Consider the following 16633-nt stretch of genomic DNA (forward strand, 5'->3'; position numbering starts at 1 on the left):
GGTCCAGGAGGCGCATCATGCGCCCCCTGGTTTGTGGCGGCGGTTCCTGAAAGGACGGGCTGCTACTTGAACGCGACGCCCGACTTGCAGCCGAGCTTCTTGAACACGATCGCCGCCGGGCAGAAGCCGGTCACGGAGGCCTGGATCATGTTCAGTCCGGCGAAAGCGGTCAGCAGGAACCAGTACGGCGAATAGTAGATGCCGAGCGCCAGCGAGATCAGCACAACGAACCCGGCGAACATCAGCACGGCCTTGTCGATGGTCATTTCATGTCTCCTTGGATGTGAGCCTGCCTATTCGGCCGGCTCGGTATGGATCGCCTTGAGCTTCTTGATGCCGAGCATGTCGAGCGCCAGCCCTTCATAGAAGGTCTCGCTCTTGCCCTGCCGGACCTTGTGCAGGAAATATTTCTCGAAGCCGACCTTGGCAGCGTGGACCCATTTGCCCTGCGAGGACCAGTTGACATTGCGCGGCGGGATCTGCGGCTGCGCCACGAAGGCGATGCCTTCGTCGCCGAAGTCGGCGAGGCAGACTGCGTTCCAGGTGGCGACGGCCCTGGGCTGCTCGCCACGCAGCAGCGCGCCGATGTTCTCGGCGGTGGCCGTGACCATGGATTCGATCATGAAGCCGGTCTTGGGGACGCCGACCGGCAGCGGCGTCTTGCCGACCGGCGGTATGGCGACGCAGACGCCGATCGCGAAGACGTTCGGGTGCGCCTGGTTGCGCTGATATCTGTCGATGGTGACGAAGCCGCGCGGATTGACCAGGCCTTCGACCCCCGTCAGTGCGGAAACCCCGCGGAACGCCGGCAGCATCATCGAGAAGGCGAAAGGCAGGTCGTGCCTGGCCTTGACCGTGCCGTCGTCATTGACCTCTTCGACATGCATCGTGCCGGCCTCGACCGAGGCCACCTTGGCGTTGGTGATCCACTTGATGTGGCGCTCGCGCATGGCGCTTTCGAGCAGCCCCTTGGTGTCGCCGACGCCGTCGAGGCCGAGATGTCCGATATAGGGCTCGGGCGTCACGAACGTCATCGGCACCTGGTCGCGTACCCTGGCCTTGCGCAGCGCGGTGTCGAGGATGAAGGCGAACTCGTAGGCCGGCCCGTAGCAGGAGGCACCCTGGACGGCGCCGATGATCACAGGCCCCGGCTTGCGGACCAACTCGTCGAACTTGTCCTTCGTCGCTACGGCGTGGTCGATGTGGCAGATCGACTGGGTGTGGCCGGACGGCCCGAGACCGGGCACTTCGTCGAAGGCGAGGTCCGGGCCGGTGGCGATGATGAGATAGTCGTAATCGAGGAAGGAACCGTCATTGAGCTCGACGCGGTTCTCCTTCGGATGCACTTTCTCCGCGCCTTCGGGACGCAGCGCCATGCCACGCCGTTTGAAGGTATCCGCCAAGTCGACGGTGACGTCATCGCGCTCCCGCCAGCCGACGGCCACCCAAGGGTTGGAAGGCACAAAGGAATAGGACGTGCCGAGGTTGACGACGGTCAAACTGTCCTCACGGCGTAGCTTGTCGCGCATTTCATAGGCCATAATGGTGCCGCCGAGGCCGGCTCCGAGAACGACGATGTGAGACATGATGGGTTTCCTCCCCATGGAGTTCATCCTCACGCCACTGTGTGAGCAAGCCACACAGTGGACCAGGCTCAATTCCCAATGGGCGGGCTCGAATGTATGGTCAGGCAGAAATGAGCTCGATCCACGGGTTGCATGTAACATTCAAAAATCATAAATTCAAGAACATGAATGTAAGAGAAATGATCCCGGCCTCGGGAGAGGCGGCTGAACTGCTCAGGAGCCTGTCCCATCCGCAGCGGCTGCTCGTGCTTTGCGCCCTGGGAGACGAGGAGCGCTCGGTGGCGGAGTTACGCGACCTGCTTGGCATCGATCAGGTGCCGATGTCGCAGCAGCTCATGCGGTTGAGGGCGGACGGGCTGGTCGAGGCGCGCCGGGAGGGCACGACGGTCTACTATCGGATCACGCGGCCGGAGGTGCTCACCGTGATCGAGGCATTACATTCCGCCTTCTGCCCGAGTTAACGCTGCTCGCTGCCGACAGCGTCGTGAACGGATCATGCCTTTGTCCCTTTGATCAAAGTCAAGGCGAGGCGACCGGATCTGGAATCTTCTGGCTCGCGACAGCAATGAATTCATCGGACAGCGCCCAATCCCGGCTGATCCGTTTGCGGAGAAACACAATGATCCTGAACAATGCCACCCTTGTCGCGGTCACGGATGGCGAGAGGCTGCGGCTGTTCCACACCAAAGGCCACGAACCTCATCTCGATTTGGTCGAAATCGAGGATCCCGTCCTCGAGGTGGCTCACACCGGATCCGGCGGCAGGCATCGCAGTTCCACCGCCAATCCAGATGAGTCACGGCTACGAGAAGATGATTTCGCCGGATCCGTCGCAGACTATCTCAACCATCAGGCGCTCGAGGAATCGTACGAGCATATACTGGTGATCGCCGATCCCCGGACGCTCGGCGAAATGCGAAAACATTATCGGCCTTCACTGAATGCGAAACTCGCGGGCGAGATCGGCAAAGACTTCGTCAAACATTCGCTCGAGTCGATCAAGGACGCCGTTTTGATGGTCTGACCGACGAACTGCTTTGATCGGTGCCCCTTGCCTTGTGGAGCGGGGCACCGAATGCGGCCACATGGGACCCGCCTGCATGGGGCAGAATCTACAAAAGAGAAAAATGCGAATCGAGGAACACGAGAAACTGGCCGGTAATCAGGGGAACCTTCAAGATCGGGCCGTCTTCGTGGCTGTCTTGGATCGGCAGTCCGCGCACACACGGATGCGTCTTCAGCACGTCCCTCCAGATCGTTGGAAAGTCCGCCCCCTTGTTTCTTTGGGCATTGCAAACATCGACAAGCTTCGCAGCAGCGCTTCTCATTAAGTGGGGTACCCGAATGCTAAATGGCAAACCATAGTGACTGATTGGGCAGGTCGGGTTTGATCTCGGTCAATCCCGCCAGAAAAAACGTCGATTCGATCAAGCCCAAGCGCCAGTATGACGGGTCACGCCTCTTGGCGAGCACCCACCTTTCAACGTCCTGGCGGCGCTGCACCGGCCCAGCGACCAGGTGAACTGCTTATGCGAGATTTCTGGCGCAGCATCAGCTCGACATCAGCCGATTGAGCCAGACCTCGTCGAGCAGCGAGCGGGTAACCCCACCGAACACCCATTCCCGCAACCGGCTGTGTCCATAGGCGCCCGAGACGACCAGTTCGGCACGGACCGAGGCGAGGAAATCGACGAGGCGGTTGCCTTCATCGTCGGACTTCAGGATTTCGGTACGCGCCTTGATGCCGTGGCCGTCGAGGAAACGCGCGACGTCCTTGACACCGTCCCTGATCCAATCATCCGGATTGCGATCGACCGCGACGATCGTGACTTCACTGGCCATGGCCATCAGCGGCACGGCGTCCGCCACGGCACGCCTCGCTTCACGCGTGTCCTTCCAAGCCACCACGACCCTGCCTGTCGGCAGACTCGCCGAGCCGTTTGCCGCGACCAGCACGGGTCTGCCGGCGCGCAACACCAAACTGCCCGGATCGGCCGCGCGGTAGGAATCGCCCGTGGACGCGCCCTGGGCGGCACCCGTAACGATGAGGTCGGCGAGACGAGAACTCCTCGCCATGGCGGCATCCGGGTTTTCGACCGTGCCGCGCCAGTCCGTCTCGACTGCTCCGGCGACGAGATTCTCGAACTTGCCGCGCAGGTCCTTCAGCCGTTGCCGGATTTCATCCCGCGATTGCTCCCAGAGCTCGGCCGCAATTGCCGCTCCCTCCGGCGCCATCGTCACCGGCAACGGAGCATCGGCGGCGCAGAATCCGATCAGGCGGGCGTCAAAACGCCTGGCAAGGTCGATACCGACCAGAGCGAGCGGTTCGATCGGACCGTCGATGCCCAGGTTCAGGAGAATGGATTTGTAGCTCATCGATATGGCTTTCGGTTCGAGTGGTTCGATGTCCGAAGCTAATTTGCCGAGACGAACTCGCCTTGATGCCGATCAAAGTGATGCCGTATGGCCTTCAGGGCACGCGGGACTCGAAATGGATCACTTCCCCATCCACGATGAAGCCGCCGTTCCCGATGTGATGGATTGTCTTCGGCTTCGGCTGCGCCGGATCGATCCAGGCTTTGAGGACTTCCAGGACGAACAGATTGTATCTGTTGACCAGTCTCGTATCGACGACGCAGCATTCGAGGTTGGCGAAGCACTCGGCGATCAGGGGCGCCGACACCCGCTCGGCGCGCAGCGGCGTCAGCCAGGTGGTCGCGAACTTGTCGGTATCCCGACCAGAGCAGTTGCCGACCTTGACGACCTTCTCCGCCAGCTCGACGGCGGGGATCGCAATCACGCATTCCTTTGTTTTCCGCAACGTGAAGAACGACAGGTCGCCGCTGGACACGATGCAGGCGATCCGCGGCGGCGCGACCTCAACCATCATGTGCCATGACATGGTCATGACGTTGGCGCGGCCTCCGCCGGATCTGGTCGACAGCAGAACGACGGGACCAGGTTCGATCAATCGATACACGTCGGCAAGCGGCAGTTCCTTCATCTCCGTCCCTCGCTAAGCATTCGCAGGCTTGTTCGCGTAAATCTGTTGCCGCCAATGCCGTCCTCCGCCTTGATCATGGTCAAAGCTGAGACCCGGGGTCGTGGGATTTGGCGCAGCGATGGGGGCGGTTCGAAGCGGCATGGCAAGTGAATCCGATTGATCACGATCAATGCCGGCTTGAATGGAGTCTGCGACCTTTGAACCAACAAGGGCTCATCCATGTCTGCCGAAGACATCCTTCTCTGGGGCGCCGTGCTCTGCTTGGCCTTTATCGCCGGAGCCGCGATCTATTCCGGACTGGCTTCGTTCAGCAGAAGCAAACGCCCGTCGGCAAGCTAGGCCTTCGGCCGCCGGTCACGGTCCCGCCAGCCGAAGACAAGACATTGAAGCGAAGAGCGAAAGGAAAGATCATCATGACCTGGAATGCAGAAGAGTTTCGCGCGCCGGACGTGCTGCCCTTCGTTCGGACAGCACAGAAGTTCATGCGAGCCACCGCGGTCCTGCAGGCGCATGCGATCCGCGCAGGGCTGCGCTGCCAGATCGAAAGCGCGTCCTTCCTCAAGCGGCGGTTCGAGGATGACCTCAAGCTCCTCGATAAATTGACCGGCAGTGACGAATTCGTCGATGCCTTCGACGTGTACGTGAATTTCGTCCAGAACGCGACCTCCGACTATGCGAACGAGGCCGGCAGATTCGCCTCCATCGGCGCCAAGCTTGCTTCGGAAACAGCCGGGCGGGTTCGCAAAGAGGCGGAAACGACGATCGACGACATGGCCGCAGCAACCATCGCGACCTGAAATGTTGCGATCAAGGAAGAAGGGGCGGAAACCTGCTGATCGGTCCTCCGTCCCGAGCGTTTACGACGAGGCGGGGAACCGGGGCGCGCGGCGAAAGTCGGGGCATGGCGCGGTGACCGCGACCGGCGCCTCGGCGCTGCCGCTGCCGGATGATGAAGCCGGGGGCATCTATCGCGATGTCGATCGGCTCTCGCATGCCTTGCTGGCGGCCTTCACTGCAGGCATTTCGCCGATCAGCCTCTTGCAAGCCTGGCAGGACTGGCTGCTGCACTTGTCCTCATCACCGGGCAAGCAGGGGGAGGTCTTCGTAAAAGCGGCCGAAAAGGTTGCGAGGCTGAGTGATTTTGTTTTTCGCTGCGGGCTCGGAATGGGATCCGCGGCGCCGACGATCGTGCCCTTGCCGCAAGACAGAAGGTTCCAGCACCAGGCGTGGCAGGCGTTCCCCTTCAACGCCATGCAGCAAGCTTTCCTGCTGTCCCAGCAATGGTGGCACAATGCGACGACAGGATTTCCAGGAGTCACGAGGAGGCATGAGCGCCTCGTCGAGTTCTACAGCAGGCAAATCCTGGACACCGTCTCGCCCTCGAATTTCCCTGCGCTCAACCCGGAAGTCATCGACAAGACCTTTAGGGAAAATGGCGCCAATTTCGTAAGCGGCGCCAACAACCTCGCCGACGACCTGCTTCGTCTGATCGACGGTAGACCGCCGGCTGGCGCGGAACGGTTTCGGCCAGGCATCGAAGTCGCCATCACGCCAGGCGAGGTGATCTTCAAAAACGAGCTGATCGAGTTGATCCGCTATGCCCCAATGACGGGCACGGTGAAGGAGGAGCCGATCCTCATAACCCCCGCCTGGATCATGAAATACTACATTCTCGATCTTTCGCCGCAGAACTCGCTGGTCCGCTACCTTGTGCAGAGCGGCTATACCGTTTTCTGCATCTCCTGGCGTAATCCGAGCAGCGATCAGAGTGGACTCTCCCTGGACGACTACCGCCGCCTCGGCGTGATGGCGGCCTTGGATGAGGTCGGAAAAGCGACTGGGAGCAGCCGGATCCACGGGGTGGGCTACTGCCTTGGCGGGACGCTGCTGTCGATTGCCGCGTCGGCAATGGCGCGCGACGGCGATCACCGATTTGCCAGCCTGTCGCTTTTCGCGGCGCAGGTTGATTTCGAAGAACCAGGCGAACTCGGCCTTTTCATGGACGAGAGCCAGATTACCCTGCTCGAGGACATGATGTGGGTCGAGGGCACCCTCGATCAGCGCCGCATGGCTGGAGCTTTCCAAATGCTTCGCTCGCAGGACCTGATCTGGTCACGCATCGTGCGCGAATACCTGCTCGGCCAACGCGCTCCGATGACCGACCTCATGGCCTGGAACGCCGATTCAACCCGGATGCCGTTCCGTATGCAGTCGGAATATTTGCGGCAGCTTTATCTGGACAACGATCTTGTCGAGGGGCATTTTCGTGTCGGGGGCAGACCCATCCATCTGGAAGACATTCGATCGCCGGTGTTCGCGGTCGGCACCGAGACGGATCACGTTGCGCCGTGGCGTTCGGTATTCAAACTGACTTACCTGCTCGACACCGACATCGACTTCGTTCTGACAAGCGGTGGACACAATGCGGGCATCGTTTCCGAGCTCGGCCACCCGGGCCGTTCCTACCGGCGGCTCAGTTGCCGCCACGCGGATATCCGTCCGGACGCGGATGAATGGGCGAATAACGCGACCGTGACATATGGCTCCTGGTGGCCGGCCTGGGTGGAATGGCTGGCGTGGCACTCCGGTCGTGAGGTTGCAGCCGACCGGTCCGGCGCCGCAGGCGACTTGAAGGCGATTTGCGCGGCGCCCGGTGCGTATGTCCTTGAACGATAGTGCGTTTCGGCAGTTTGAGCCAGGTCAAGGTTCAGCGTCCGTTCGCGGCGTATTCTGCGCATATGAAACGTCGAATAGCGCTCCAGATCTTGTCGTTCGCAGTCGCCTTCGCATTGCCTGCCTGGGCGGGCGACAGTTCGCAGATCGCCTATGGCAAGAGGCTGGTCGAAGCAAACTGCGCGCGTTGTCACGCGGTCGGTGCGGCTGGCGCAAGCACCCACCCTGATGCACCGCCGTTTCGTTCATTGCATCGCCGCTACCCGATCGAAGACTTGCAGGAAGCCCTGGCCGAGGGAATCTCCACCGGCCACCCGGACATGCCCGAGTTCGTGGCAACTCCCGACCAGATCGAGGCCATCATCGCCTACATCGGGAGCCTCGATCGATGATGAAGGCCATCCAGACCTGCATTTCATGAGAGGGAAGCGCTGAGGACGAAGAGGAGATGTCGGATGAAACGCGGAATCGGAAGTGAGGACGCCGAGACGCCTGAACTGGCAATTGCCGTCCGGAAAGTCTGCTTCATAGTCGCCAAGGCACATGAATTCGACGTCAAGGTTGCCGTTACCGAGCCTGACGCGGGGTCCAATCCCACGGACGACAATGAGATTGCAGTGCTTCAGGATCATGATGACGATCCTGTGCGTGAGGAGCTTGGTTCGCTGATCTCGGAGCTCTCCATCGATGAGCAGATCGACCTCGTGGCGTTGATGTGGCTCGGCAGGGATGACGGTGAGGCGGCCGATTGGGAAGAGGTCCGCCAGCAGGCCGCCTACGCCCACAACAAACACACGGCCGGCTATCTCTGCGGCAACCCGCTTCTCGGCGATCACCTCGAAGCGGGCCTTGATGCTCTCGGCCTGTCTTGCCCCGAGTGAACCGATCTTGACGCGCATCAAGGCACGAAACTCTCGATCGTGCTGATTTACGGACCTCATGAAGCCGGTGCGCCTATCGATTTTCGGACGCGGATGCAGTGAGCGGAGCGCAGTGCCTGCGATGGCTTGACCGGATGCGCGCCTTGGACGCCGCACGCGATAACGAGGACAACAGCCAAGCGTCGCGAGATGCACCGATATCGGCGTCGCCAGTAGGCGTAACATTGAGGGAGACAAGCAAATGCAGTTGTTGGCGTCCCTGTTCTTGCCGACTTATCCGGACCCGCAGGGGCCGAAGGTTGCGTCGAACGCGGTGGCGGTGGCGAGGCAACTCGGCGCCACGTTGGATGCCGCGGTCATCAACGTCGACATCCCGGACGTTCCGAATGCCTTGTCTGGCGCTGGCGGCCGGCTTGGTCTGGTTTGTTCGCTTGAATTTCTCAAATATCGCTCGCGAGGACTGCTGAGCGCGTGAGCTGACCGCCTTGGCTTTCAGCTATATTCTGTAAGACATTCCAAGCCACGGTGTCGCGATATCGACTGCCGCAACGATATCGGGACCTTCCCGGTTTGTCGCTACATCGACATTTCCGGTTCAAGCGGGCGCTCCTTTGCCGGCTCCGGAATCTCGGTCATGGTCGCTTCCGTCAGGAGCAGGACGCTGGCGACGGAGGCGGCGTTCTCGAGCGCGATCCGCACCACCTTGGTAGGATCGATGATGCCAGCTTCGACGAGGTCGACATATTCCTTGCGGCCGGCGTCGAAGCCGAAATTACCCTTGCCCTCGATCATCCTGGCGACGACCACGCCGCCGTCGACAGCCGAATTCTCGGCGATCTGGCGCACAGGCACTTCGAGAGCGCGCTTGAGGATCTGGACGCCGGTGCGTTCGTCGCCTTCGCAACGCGCTTCCTCCTCCGTGACCGTACCGATGCAGCGCAACAGGGCCAGTCCGCCGCCAGGCACTATGCCCTCCGCGACAGCGGCCTTGGTGGCGCTGATGGCGTCGTCGAGCGCCTCCTTCTTGGATTTCATCTCGGCCTCGGTCGGCGCGCCGACCTTGATGACGGCCACGCCGCCGGCGAGCTTGGCCAGCCGCTCCTGAAGCTTCTCCCGGTCGTAGTCGCTGGTCGTATCGCTGATCTCTCGCCGTATTTGCTCGACGCGGCCCTTGATGGTCTTCTGCTCACCGCCACCGCCGATGATGGTGGTGTTGTCCTTGTCGACGACCACGCGCTTCGCGCGTCCCAATTGCGCCATGGTCACGTTTTCGAGCTTGAGGCCGATATCCTCTGAAATGACCTGCCCGCCCGTCAGGATGGCGATGTCCTGCAGCATGGCCTTGCGACGGTCGCCGAAGCCCGGCGCCTTCACGGCGCAGTTCTTGAACGTGCCGCGGATCTGATTGACGATCAGCGTGGCCAGCGCCTCACCCTCGACATCCTCCGCGATCACAAGCAGTGGCGATCCTGATTTCGCCACGGCCTCGAGCAGCTTGATCAGGTCGTTGAGCGAAGAGATCTTCTTTTCGACGATGAGCACGAGCGCGTCTTCCAGCACCGCCTCCATCTTTTCGGTGTCGGTCACGAAGTAGGGGGACAGGAAGCCGCGGTCGAACTGCATGCCTTCGACCACATCGAGGACCGTTTCGGTGGTCTTCGATTCCTCGACCGTGATGACGCCTTCGCCACCGACCTTCTCCATGGCCTCGCCGACCAGTTCGCCGATCAGCGGATCGTTGTGGGCGGAGATCGTCGCCACCTGTTCCTTCTCGCGCCGGGTCGAGACCGGCCGCGATATCTGTTTGAGCGTTTCGATGACGCGCTTCGTCGCACGATCGAGACCGCGCTTGATGTCGATAGCGCTCGCGCCCGCGACGACATTGCGCACGCCGTCGGCGAACATGGCATGGGCAAGGATGGTCGCGGTGCTCGTTCCGTCACCCACCATGTCGCCCGTCTTTTCGGCCGCCTGTCTCAGCATCCGCGCGCCGAGATTTTCTTCCGGGTCCTTCAGGTCGAATTCCTTGGCGATCGTGACCCCGTCGTTGCAGACGATAGGCGCGCCCCATTTCTTCTCGATCAGAACCGACTTCGAGCGTGGACCGAGCGTCACACGCACGGCGTCGGCAAGCTGGGTGGCGCCGCGGAGGATCTTTTCGCGCGCCGCCGAGCGGAACAATACCTGTTTGTGAGCCATGACCATCTCCCAAGTCTGCCGGCTCGTTCCAGCTAACAGTCATCCCTTTGATCGGCCTTGATGCGCATCAAATGCGTTCCTTGTTGACGAGGATCAATGACGACGGGCGCGTCACCTGCTGGATGGTGCCGATCCGATCAAGGGAACGATCATGCAGACGAATGAAACGCCCCGATACGATGCCAGCGTCAACACCACCGGCTGCTGCCCCAAATTCAATCCCGAAGGCTGGGACGCTCAGGAACTGCACTTCAAGGACAAGCGTTTTCTGAGAGCGACCACCCGCTCCGTCATGCATATCCCGCTGAACATGGGTGACGTGTTCGCCCGCGTTAACAAGCATATCGACGAAGCGGAAGCCTCGGACACGGATCGGTTCATCGTGCTCAGCCGGGATATTTCGCTCTGGAGCGGCGAGCATCTGTTCTCGGTCACGAAATCGGTTGCCGGCGAAGAGATGACGACGCTGAGCGGCGACTTTCTGACGAAAGTGTTCGAAGGCCCCTACAGTCAGGCAAGGCAGTGGCACGAGGAGATGCGGCAGATCGTACGCAACCGAAAATCGGAACCGGGCGACGTCTATTTCTTCTATACGACATGCCCGAAATGCGCCAAGGCCTATGGCAAGAACTATGTCGTTGGCGTTGCCGCCGTGGCTTAGCACCCGCAGGTCAACGCGTTGCGATCACTCAAGGGATTGAGATATCCATTTGCTTCCAGGTGATGCGGGTCAATCTTCGCTCATCCCTTGGAGGAGCTTTCGCAATGAGTCGAATTGGCGGTTTCTTGCTGGTCACGCTGATCGCCATGGCGACCACGACCAGTGTGGCTTTCTTCCTTTACAGGAACGAGCTTGGTCGTCTACGCGACGCCGTCAGCCAAGGCAGCCTGGTCGCCAACCTCGACATCGGGCCGATCGAATACGCCGACAGCGGCGCGGGCAGCCCGCTGCTGTCGATCCACGGCGCCGGCGGCGGCTTTGACCAAGGCCTCGCCCTTGCTGCCGATCTAGCGGGTGGGGGCTTTCGGGTCATCGCGCCGTCGCGCTTCGGCTATCTGCGCACGCCCGTTCCGCGAGACCCCTCTCCAGCCGCGCAGGGCGATGCGCACGCGGCGTTGCTCTCCAGACTGAACGTCCCCAAAGCGGTTGTTGTCGGCGTTTCGGCCGGCGCCCGTTCAGCGGTCGAGCTGACACTCCGGCACCCTGACAAGGTCGCTGCTCTCATTCTGATCGTCCCAGCCCTTTATTCGCCCACCAGTCCGGTCTCGATCGACGTGGGCCGCGGCAACAGGTTCGCGTTCTGGGCTGTCAACGCCGGCGGCGATTTCGCCTGGTGGGCCGCCGAGACTATCGCACCGTCGGTACTCATTCGGTTTCTCGGCGTTCGACCGGCGCTGGTAACGGCCGCGCCCCAGGCCGAGAGGGACCGCGTCATGAGCTTCGTCAGAAGCGTCGAACCGTTGTCGCTGCGTTTTTCCGGAATCAATATCGACAGCGCCCCCGAGCTGCATGAACTACCGTTGGAAGAAATCACTGCACCGACAATGATCATCTCCGCGCGCGACGACCTGTTCAACACGCTGCCGGCAGCCGAATTCGCGGCGGGTAGGATCCCCGGCGCAAAGCTGGTCGTCTACGACACCGGTGGACATCTCTTGGTCGGACAGGCGCAGCAGGTTCGCAAAGCAGTCCGCGTGTTCTTGGAGGGAGCGGGCGTGATACCGTGATCCGATAGCCCGGACAGCGACACGGTTGCTCAGTATCAGCGTCAGGAGCCGGACACCGCGCCTTCTTCCGCTTTCCCATTGCGCCCGAGGGTCGGCATCAGCCAACGGACCAGGCCAAGGCCAAGGAGCGCCAGCGCCGTGAAGCCGGCGCCCGCCAGGAAGGTCATCAGCGGTCCGAAAAGATCCCAGAGCGCGCCCGCCAGCAGGCTGGCGGCCAGCAGCGCGAGGCCGCTCGACAGGTTGAACATCCCGAAGGCGGTGCCTCTCAGTTCCGGCGGGGCCGTATCGGCGACGAGCGTTGCCAGAAGTCCTTGTGTGAACCCCAGATGCAGGCCCCAGAGGCCCACGCCGAGCGCCACGCCGGCCAGATTTCCGGGAAACGCCAGCACGATGTCCGCGGCAATGAGGATCAGGAAGCCGAGAATGAGCATCGTCAGTCGATTGACGCGATCGGAGAGCACGCCGGCCGGATAGGCTGCAAGCGAGTAGACCACGTTCATGACGACGAGCACCAGCGGGACGAGCACGATCGGCAAACCCATCCCCTGCGCGCGCAGTATGAGAAACGCTTCGCTGAACCTGGCCAATGTGAACACGGTGGCGACGCAGACAACCAGCCAGAAGGGCGACCCCAGGCGCCTGAGCTCGGACATGCTCAAGGGAGCACGCACCTCACGCAGGCCGGCGGGCCGAGCTGGCTCATGCACGGCTGCGACCAGCAGCACGACCGCCAGAAGGCCAGGAACCACCGCGACCCAGAACACGGTCCGAAACTGATTGGCGGTCAGCCACATCAGGGCAATCGCCAGGAGCGGTCCGACAAACGCGCCCACCGTGTCGAGCGCTTGGCGAAGCCCGAAACTGGCGCCGCGCGCATGAGCCGGGGCGATGTCGGCAATCAGGGCATCGCGCGGGGCGCCGCGAATGCCCTTGCCGACACGGTCGACAAAGCGAGCCGCCACAAGCCAGCCGACCGAAGAAGCCAGCGGGAATACCGGCTTGGTGAGGGCGGCGAGGCCGTAACCGATCACCGCCAGCAGCTTGCGTTTTCCCAGCCAATCCGACAGCGCGCCCGAAAAAACCTTGGTGATGGCGGCCGTCGCTTCGGCAATGCCTTCGATGGTGCCGACGGTCACCATCGATGCGCCCATGACGGTGACGAGATAGATCGGCAGCAAGGCGTGGATCATCTCCGACGAGACGTCCATCAGCAGCGAGACGAAGCCCAGCGCCCAAATCTCCGCTGGGATGGTCCTCAGGCGGACGGGGGTGGTTTGCTCGAACTGTTCCATGACCCCCTCGGCAGGTCGACATCGGTCATGCTCAGCGTAGCGAACCGGCGACGGCGCTGTCCATCGAGATTGGCCCTCAAAAGCGCGTCACATCTTTGAACGACTTCAGGCGAGGGCGGTCAGGGTCCCGTTGTGATAGTCGTGCCGCGCTCGCCCTTGACGATTGCCAGGGCGTCGTCGAGCTTGCCGATCGCGGCAGGCTTGCCGGTAGCTTCGACGAACCCGATCGCGGCGCTGACCTTGGGACCCATCGAGCCGGCCGGAAACTCCCGCGCGGATATCTCTGCCGCGACGACCCGACGAAGCGCGCGGGCAGCGGGCGTGCCGTAATCGAGATAGACCGCGTCGACGTCGGTCAGCATGAGCAGCATGTCGGCCTTCAATTGACGCGCGAGAAGCGAACTCGCCAGGTCCTTGTCGATGACGGCCTCTACGCCGCAAAGGCTGCCGTCGTCCCTGGCTATGACCGGGACGCCGCCGCCGCCCGTGCAAATGACGATGACGCCGCGCTCGACAAGGAACGAGATCACCGATGCTTCCAGAATCTCGAGTGGCCGCGGCGAGGGCACGACGCGGCGCCACTTGTCGCCATCGGGCGCAATTTTCCAGCCGCGGTTCGCGGCAAACCGTCGCGCGGTCGCTTCGTCATAGACGGGGCCTATCGGTTTCGTCGGATGGGCGAAGGCCGGATCGCGGGGGTCCACCTTCACTTGCGTCAGCAATGTCGCGAACAGCCTGTCCTTGAGGAGGTTGCCAAGCTCCTGTTCGATGACATAGCCGATCATGCCGGCGCTCTCGGCGCCGAGGACATCCAATGGGAACGCCTCACGCTCCGGGTCGGCGGCGGCCTGCAGCGCCAGCAGGCCCACCTGGGGGCCGTTGCCATGCGTGATTACGACCGAGTGTCCTTCGCTGATCAGCGCCGCCAGCACGGATGCGGCACGCTTGACATTGCTGCGCTGGTTCTCGGCGGTCATCGGCTCGCCGCGCCGCAAAAGCGCGTTCCCGCCGAGCGCGGCGACGATCAGCATCTCAGTTGCCGATCGTGGCGACGAGCAGCGCCTTGATCGTATGCATGCGGTTTTCCGCCTGGTCGAAGACGATCGACGCGCTCGACTCGAATACCTCGTCGGAAACTTCCATGCAGTCGATCCCATATTCGCGCGCGACGTAGGCGCCGACTTCAGTCTCGGTGTCATGGAACGCAGGCAGGCAATGCATGAATTTCACGTGCGGATTGCCGCTTGCCGACATCACTTCGCTCGTTACCCGGTAGGGCGTCAGGAGACGAATGCGCTCCGGCCAGGCAGACTTGTCTTCCCCCATGGAAACCCACACATCCGTGTAGATGAAGTCGGCAGCTTCGACACAAGCCTTCACGTCTTCGTCCAATCTGAACCGGCCGCCGTTGCGCTCCGCCAAAGTCCTCACATGGGCGCAGAATTCCTCGTCCGGCCAGAGCTCCTTCGGTGAAGCGATACGCATGTCGATGCCGACCTTGGCGGCGCCCACGGCCAGGGACTGAGCGACATTGTCCCGTCCCTCGCCAACGAAGGCGACGGTCATGTCGGAAAGATGCTTGTGCGTGAATTCGCGCATCGTCATGAAATCGGCAAGGATCTGCGTCGGATGCGCCTCGTTCGTCAGACCGTTGTAGACAGGCACCCCGGCATGCGCGGCAAGCAACTCGGCCTGATGCTGCGCAAAGCCGCGATATTCGATCGCGTCATACATCCGGCCGAGCACGCGCGCGGTGTCCTTCATGGACTCCTTGTGTCCGATATGGCTGCCGGTGGGACCGAAATAGGTAACGTGGGCGCCCTGATCGTAGGCGGCCACCTCGAACCCCGTCCGCGTGCGCGTGGAGTCTTTTTCGAAGATGAGCGCGATGTTCTTGCGAACAAGGCGCGGTATCTCATGCCCGGCTTGCTTGGCGGCCTTGAGATCGGCGGCCAGCTTCAGGAGGAAGCGGATCTCCTCGGGCGAGAGGTCGTCCAGCGAGAGCACCGAGCGGCCATGCAGGTTGATCGACATTTGCTGTCCTTTCAGATCGGGTCGCGGGCGATGGGGCAGGTCATGCAATGGCCGCCGCCGCGGCCGCGGCTGAGCTCGGCGCCCTCGACGGTGATCACCTCAACCCCCGCGCGGCGCAGAAGCGTGTTCGTATAGACGTTGCGATCGTAGCCGATGACGATACCCGGCTCGACCGCGACGACGTTGTTGCCGTCGTCCCACTGCTCGCGTTCAGCCTCGTAACGGTCGCCGCCGGTGGTGATGATCCGGAGTGATTTCAGTCCAAGCGCCTCCGCCACGACCGTCGTGAAAGGGGCGTTTTCTTCCCTGACATCGACCGCCGCATCGCCGTCTCCGGGCCGGATCGAGAAGCAGCGCAGCCGCTCGACCACGGGCGGATACATGGTGGCAAGGTCCCGGTCGCAGAAGGTGAAGACGGTGTCGAGATGCATGAAGGAGCGGTCGCGGGGCATCAGCGCCGCGATCACGCGCGTGGCCTCTCCGGCGGCGAACAGGCTGCGGGCAAGGTCGCCCACCGCCTGCGGCGTGGTGCGTTCGCCCATGCCGACGAGGACGACGCCTCCGCCGACGGGCATGACGTCCCCGCCTTCCAGGCTGATGCCTGTTCCGGCTCCGGGAGACACGAATGGAATGCCGCTGTCGCGAAACCGCGGGTGGAAGCGGTAGACAGCCTCGACGTTAGCCGCCTCGGGCCGCCTGGCGGGCCAATACATGGCATTGACGGAAACAGCGCGATAGATCCAGCAGGAACTGTCGCGGGTGAAGAGCTGGTTCGGCAGCGGCGGCAGCACGAAGTCCTGCGGCGCGAGCGTCCGTCCGGTCAGTCCCTTGGGCTCGAACGGAAGTTCGGCGCGGGCAATGCCGCCGACGAGACAGCTTGCCAGCAGGTCCGAAGGCATCTCGTTCAGCCATCCCCGCATCTCGTCGACCATGTCCAGGCCGACGACGCCCGCATGCACGCGGCGATCGAGAAGCCAGTCGCGCGCCTTGCCGATGCCCATGGTCTGCGCCAGGAGCTCGCCGAACGAATGGACCACCACGCCGCGTTCGCGCAAGGCATCGACGAAAACGTCATGCTCCTGGCGTGCTCGTTTCACCCACAGCACGTCGTCGAACAGCAGCGCCTTGCAATTCTCCGGCGTCAGCCTGCGCAGGCTGAGATCCGGCCTGTGAACCATCACCTCGCGCAGGCGGCCGACTTCCGAATGGACCCCTAGATTTGTCATGGGAACGAAC

General features: G+C 62.3%; 18 protein-coding genes. 9 read left to right on the top strand and 9 right to left on the bottom strand.

What is annotated here, in order from left to right; all coding sequences use genetic code 11:
* Positions 1–62: 62 nt before the first annotated feature.
* Together EJ070_RS14765 and EJ070_RS14770 are read right to left on the bottom strand one after the other, a co-directional pair.
* Positions 63–266 (bottom strand): DUF2892 domain-containing protein, encoded by a 204-nt coding sequence (locus tag EJ070_RS14765; RefSeq protein ID WP_126092023.1) that lies wholly within the window; start codon positions 264–266, stop codon positions 63–65.
* A gap of 27 nt (positions 267–293) precedes the next feature.
* Entirely contained in the window at positions 294–1586 is a 1293-nt protein-coding gene (locus EJ070_RS14770; protein WP_126092024.1) for an FAD/NAD(P)-binding oxidoreductase, read from the bottom strand.
* A 164-nt stretch (positions 1587–1750) separates the two neighbouring features.
* Here EJ070_RS14770 and EJ070_RS14775 point away from each other — a divergent pair, with 164 nt between their 5' ends.
* Entirely contained in the window at positions 1751–2047 is a 297-nt protein-coding gene (locus EJ070_RS14775) for a metalloregulator ArsR/SmtB family transcription factor (RefSeq protein ID WP_126092025.1), read from the top strand.
* A gap of 158 nt (positions 2048–2205) precedes the next feature.
* Positions 2206–2610 carry a host attachment protein gene (locus tag EJ070_RS14780; protein WP_126092026.1) on the top strand — a complete coding sequence of 135 codons (405 nt, stop codon included), beginning with the start codon at positions 2206–2208 and terminating at the stop codon, positions 2608–2610.
* A 527-nt stretch (positions 2611–3137) separates the two neighbouring features.
* On the opposite strand, the gene EJ070_RS14785 is transcribed toward EJ070_RS14780, so the two are convergent.
* Positions 3138–3962 (bottom strand): universal stress protein, encoded by an 825-nt coding sequence (locus EJ070_RS14785; protein ID WP_126092027.1) that lies wholly within the window; start codon positions 3960–3962, stop codon positions 3138–3140.
* Between the two features lie 94 nt (positions 3963–4056).
* Complete coding sequence (locus tag EJ070_RS14790) at positions 4057–4590, bottom strand: flavin reductase family protein (protein WP_126092028.1); 534 nt, start codon at positions 4588–4590, stop codon at positions 4057–4059.
* Positions 4591–4736: 146 nt separating this feature from the next.
* Between EJ070_RS14790 and EJ070_RS37055 the strand changes: the two genes are divergently transcribed.
* From EJ070_RS37055 to EJ070_RS14815, 5 genes are all read left to right on the top strand, one after another.
* Positions 4737–5387 carry a hypothetical protein gene (locus EJ070_RS37055; RefSeq protein ID WP_245464883.1) on the top strand — a complete coding sequence of 217 codons (651 nt, stop codon included), beginning with the start codon at positions 4737–4739 and terminating at the stop codon, positions 5385–5387.
* Between the two features lie 112 nt (positions 5388–5499).
* Positions 5500–7266, top strand: coding sequence for an alpha/beta fold hydrolase (locus tag EJ070_RS14800; protein ID WP_245464884.1), 1767 nt, complete (start codon positions 5500–5502; stop codon positions 7264–7266).
* Positions 7267–7328: 62 nt separating this feature from the next.
* Positions 7329–7655: a cytochrome c gene (locus EJ070_RS14805; protein WP_126095759.1), complete on the top strand. Its 327-nt coding sequence runs from the start codon at positions 7329–7331 to the stop codon at positions 7653–7655.
* A 63-nt stretch (positions 7656–7718) separates the two neighbouring features.
* On the top strand, positions 7719–8144 hold the full coding sequence (locus tag EJ070_RS14810) for a DUF3775 domain-containing protein (protein ID WP_126092030.1): 426 nt from the start codon (positions 7719–7721) through the stop codon (positions 8142–8144).
* Between the two features lie 241 nt (positions 8145–8385).
* A complete protein-coding gene (locus EJ070_RS14815) occupies positions 8386–8619 on the top strand; it encodes a hypothetical protein (protein WP_189350537.1) in 234 nt (77 codons plus the stop codon).
* Between the two features lie 101 nt (positions 8620–8720).
* Here EJ070_RS14815 and groL read toward each other — a convergent pair whose 3' ends face one another.
* Positions 8721–10343, bottom strand: a complete 1623-nt coding sequence (groL, locus tag EJ070_RS14820; protein ID WP_126092031.1) for a chaperonin GroEL — start codon at positions 10341–10343, stop codon at positions 8721–8723.
* Between the two features lie 151 nt (positions 10344–10494).
* Between groL and EJ070_RS14825 the strand changes: the two genes are divergently transcribed.
* Together EJ070_RS14825 and EJ070_RS14830 are read left to right on the top strand one after the other, a co-directional pair.
* Positions 10495–11004 (top strand): hydrolase, encoded by a 510-nt coding sequence (locus tag EJ070_RS14825; protein ID WP_126092032.1) that lies wholly within the window; start codon positions 10495–10497, stop codon positions 11002–11004.
* Between the two features lie 146 nt (positions 11005–11150).
* On the top strand, positions 11151–12071 hold the full coding sequence (locus EJ070_RS14830; RefSeq protein ID WP_245464945.1) for an alpha/beta hydrolase: 921 nt from the start codon (positions 11151–11153) through the stop codon (positions 12069–12071).
* Positions 12072–12112: 41 nt separating this feature from the next.
* Here the strand turns inward: EJ070_RS14830 and EJ070_RS14835 are convergent, their stop codons facing one another.
* The 4 genes from EJ070_RS14835 to EJ070_RS14850 all read right to left on the bottom strand — a co-directional run bounded on the left by EJ070_RS14835 (position 12113) and on the right by EJ070_RS14850 (position 16623).
* Complete coding sequence (locus tag EJ070_RS14835) at positions 12113–13363, bottom strand: MFS transporter (RefSeq protein ID WP_126092034.1); 1251 nt, start codon at positions 13361–13363, stop codon at positions 12113–12115.
* Between the two features lie 119 nt (positions 13364–13482).
* Complete coding sequence (gene arcC, locus EJ070_RS14840) at positions 13483–14394, bottom strand: carbamate kinase (RefSeq protein ID WP_126092035.1); 912 nt, start codon at positions 14392–14394, stop codon at positions 13483–13485.
* A gap of 1 nt (position 14395) precedes the next feature.
* Positions 14396–15397 carry an ornithine carbamoyltransferase gene (gene argF / locus EJ070_RS14845; RefSeq protein WP_126092036.1) on the bottom strand — a complete coding sequence of 334 codons (1002 nt, stop codon included), beginning with the start codon at positions 15395–15397 and terminating at the stop codon, positions 14396–14398.
* Positions 15398–15408: 11 nt separating this feature from the next.
* Positions 15409–16623, bottom strand: a complete 1215-nt coding sequence (locus EJ070_RS14850) for an arginine deiminase (protein WP_126092037.1) — start codon at positions 16621–16623, stop codon at positions 15409–15411.
* Positions 16624–16633: the final 10 nt, after the last annotated feature.

This window comes from Mesorhizobium sp. M1E.F.Ca.ET.045.02.1.1, assembly GCF_003952485.1.
In the GTDB taxonomy this organism is placed as follows: Bacteria; Pseudomonadota; Alphaproteobacteria; order Rhizobiales; family Rhizobiaceae; genus Mesorhizobium.

What these genes read in the sequence shown, in the direction of transcription:
- groL (WP_126092031.1), bottom strand. Translation starts at nt 10,343, where the DNA reads ATGGCTCACAAACAGGTATTGTTCCGCTCGGCGGCGCGCGAAAAGATC.
- EJ070_RS14805 (WP_126095759.1), top strand. Translation starts at nt 7,329, where the DNA reads ATGAAACGTCGAATAGCGCTCCAGATCTTGTCGTTCGCAGTCGCCTTC.
- EJ070_RS14775 (WP_126092025.1), top strand. Translation starts at nt 1,751, where the DNA reads ATGAATGTAAGAGAAATGATCCCGGCCTCGGGAGAGGCGGCTGAACTG.
- argF (WP_126092036.1), bottom strand. Translation starts at nt 15,397, where the DNA reads ATGTCGATCAACCTGCATGGCCGCTCGGTGCTCTCGCTGGACGACCTC.
- EJ070_RS14850 (WP_126092037.1), bottom strand. Translation starts at nt 16,623, where the DNA reads ATGACAAATCTAGGGGTCCATTCGGAAGTCGGCCGCCTGCGCGAGGTG.
- EJ070_RS14835 (WP_126092034.1), bottom strand. Translation starts at nt 13,363, where the DNA reads ATGGAACAGTTCGAGCAAACCACCCCCGTCCGCCTGAGGACCATCCCA.
- EJ070_RS14825 (WP_126092032.1), top strand. Translation starts at nt 10,495, where the DNA reads ATGCAGACGAATGAAACGCCCCGATACGATGCCAGCGTCAACACCACC.
- EJ070_RS14765 (WP_126092023.1), bottom strand. Translation starts at nt 266, where the DNA reads ATGACCATCGACAAGGCCGTGCTGATGTTCGCCGGGTTCGTTGTGCTG.
- EJ070_RS14770 (WP_126092024.1), bottom strand. Translation starts at nt 1,586, where the DNA reads ATGTCTCACATCGTCGTTCTCGGAGCCGGCCTCGGCGGCACCATTATG.
- EJ070_RS14790 (WP_126092028.1), bottom strand. Translation starts at nt 4,590, where the DNA reads ATGAAGGAACTGCCGCTTGCCGACGTGTATCGATTGATCGAACCTGGT.
- EJ070_RS14830 (WP_245464945.1), top strand. Translation starts at nt 11,151, where the DNA reads ATGGCGACCACGACCAGTGTGGCTTTCTTCCTTTACAGGAACGAGCTT.
- arcC (WP_126092035.1), bottom strand. Translation starts at nt 14,394, where the DNA reads ATGCTGATCGTCGCCGCGCTCGGCGGGAACGCGCTTTTGCGGCGCGGC.
- EJ070_RS14815 (WP_189350537.1), top strand. Translation starts at nt 8,386, where the DNA reads ATGCAGTTGTTGGCGTCCCTGTTCTTGCCGACTTATCCGGACCCGCAG.
- EJ070_RS14780 (WP_126092026.1), top strand. Translation starts at nt 2,206, where the DNA reads ATGATCCTGAACAATGCCACCCTTGTCGCGGTCACGGATGGCGAGAGG.
- EJ070_RS14810 (WP_126092030.1), top strand. Translation starts at nt 7,719, where the DNA reads ATGAAACGCGGAATCGGAAGTGAGGACGCCGAGACGCCTGAACTGGCA.
- EJ070_RS14785 (WP_126092027.1), bottom strand. Translation starts at nt 3,962, where the DNA reads ATGAGCTACAAATCCATTCTCCTGAACCTGGGCATCGACGGTCCGATC.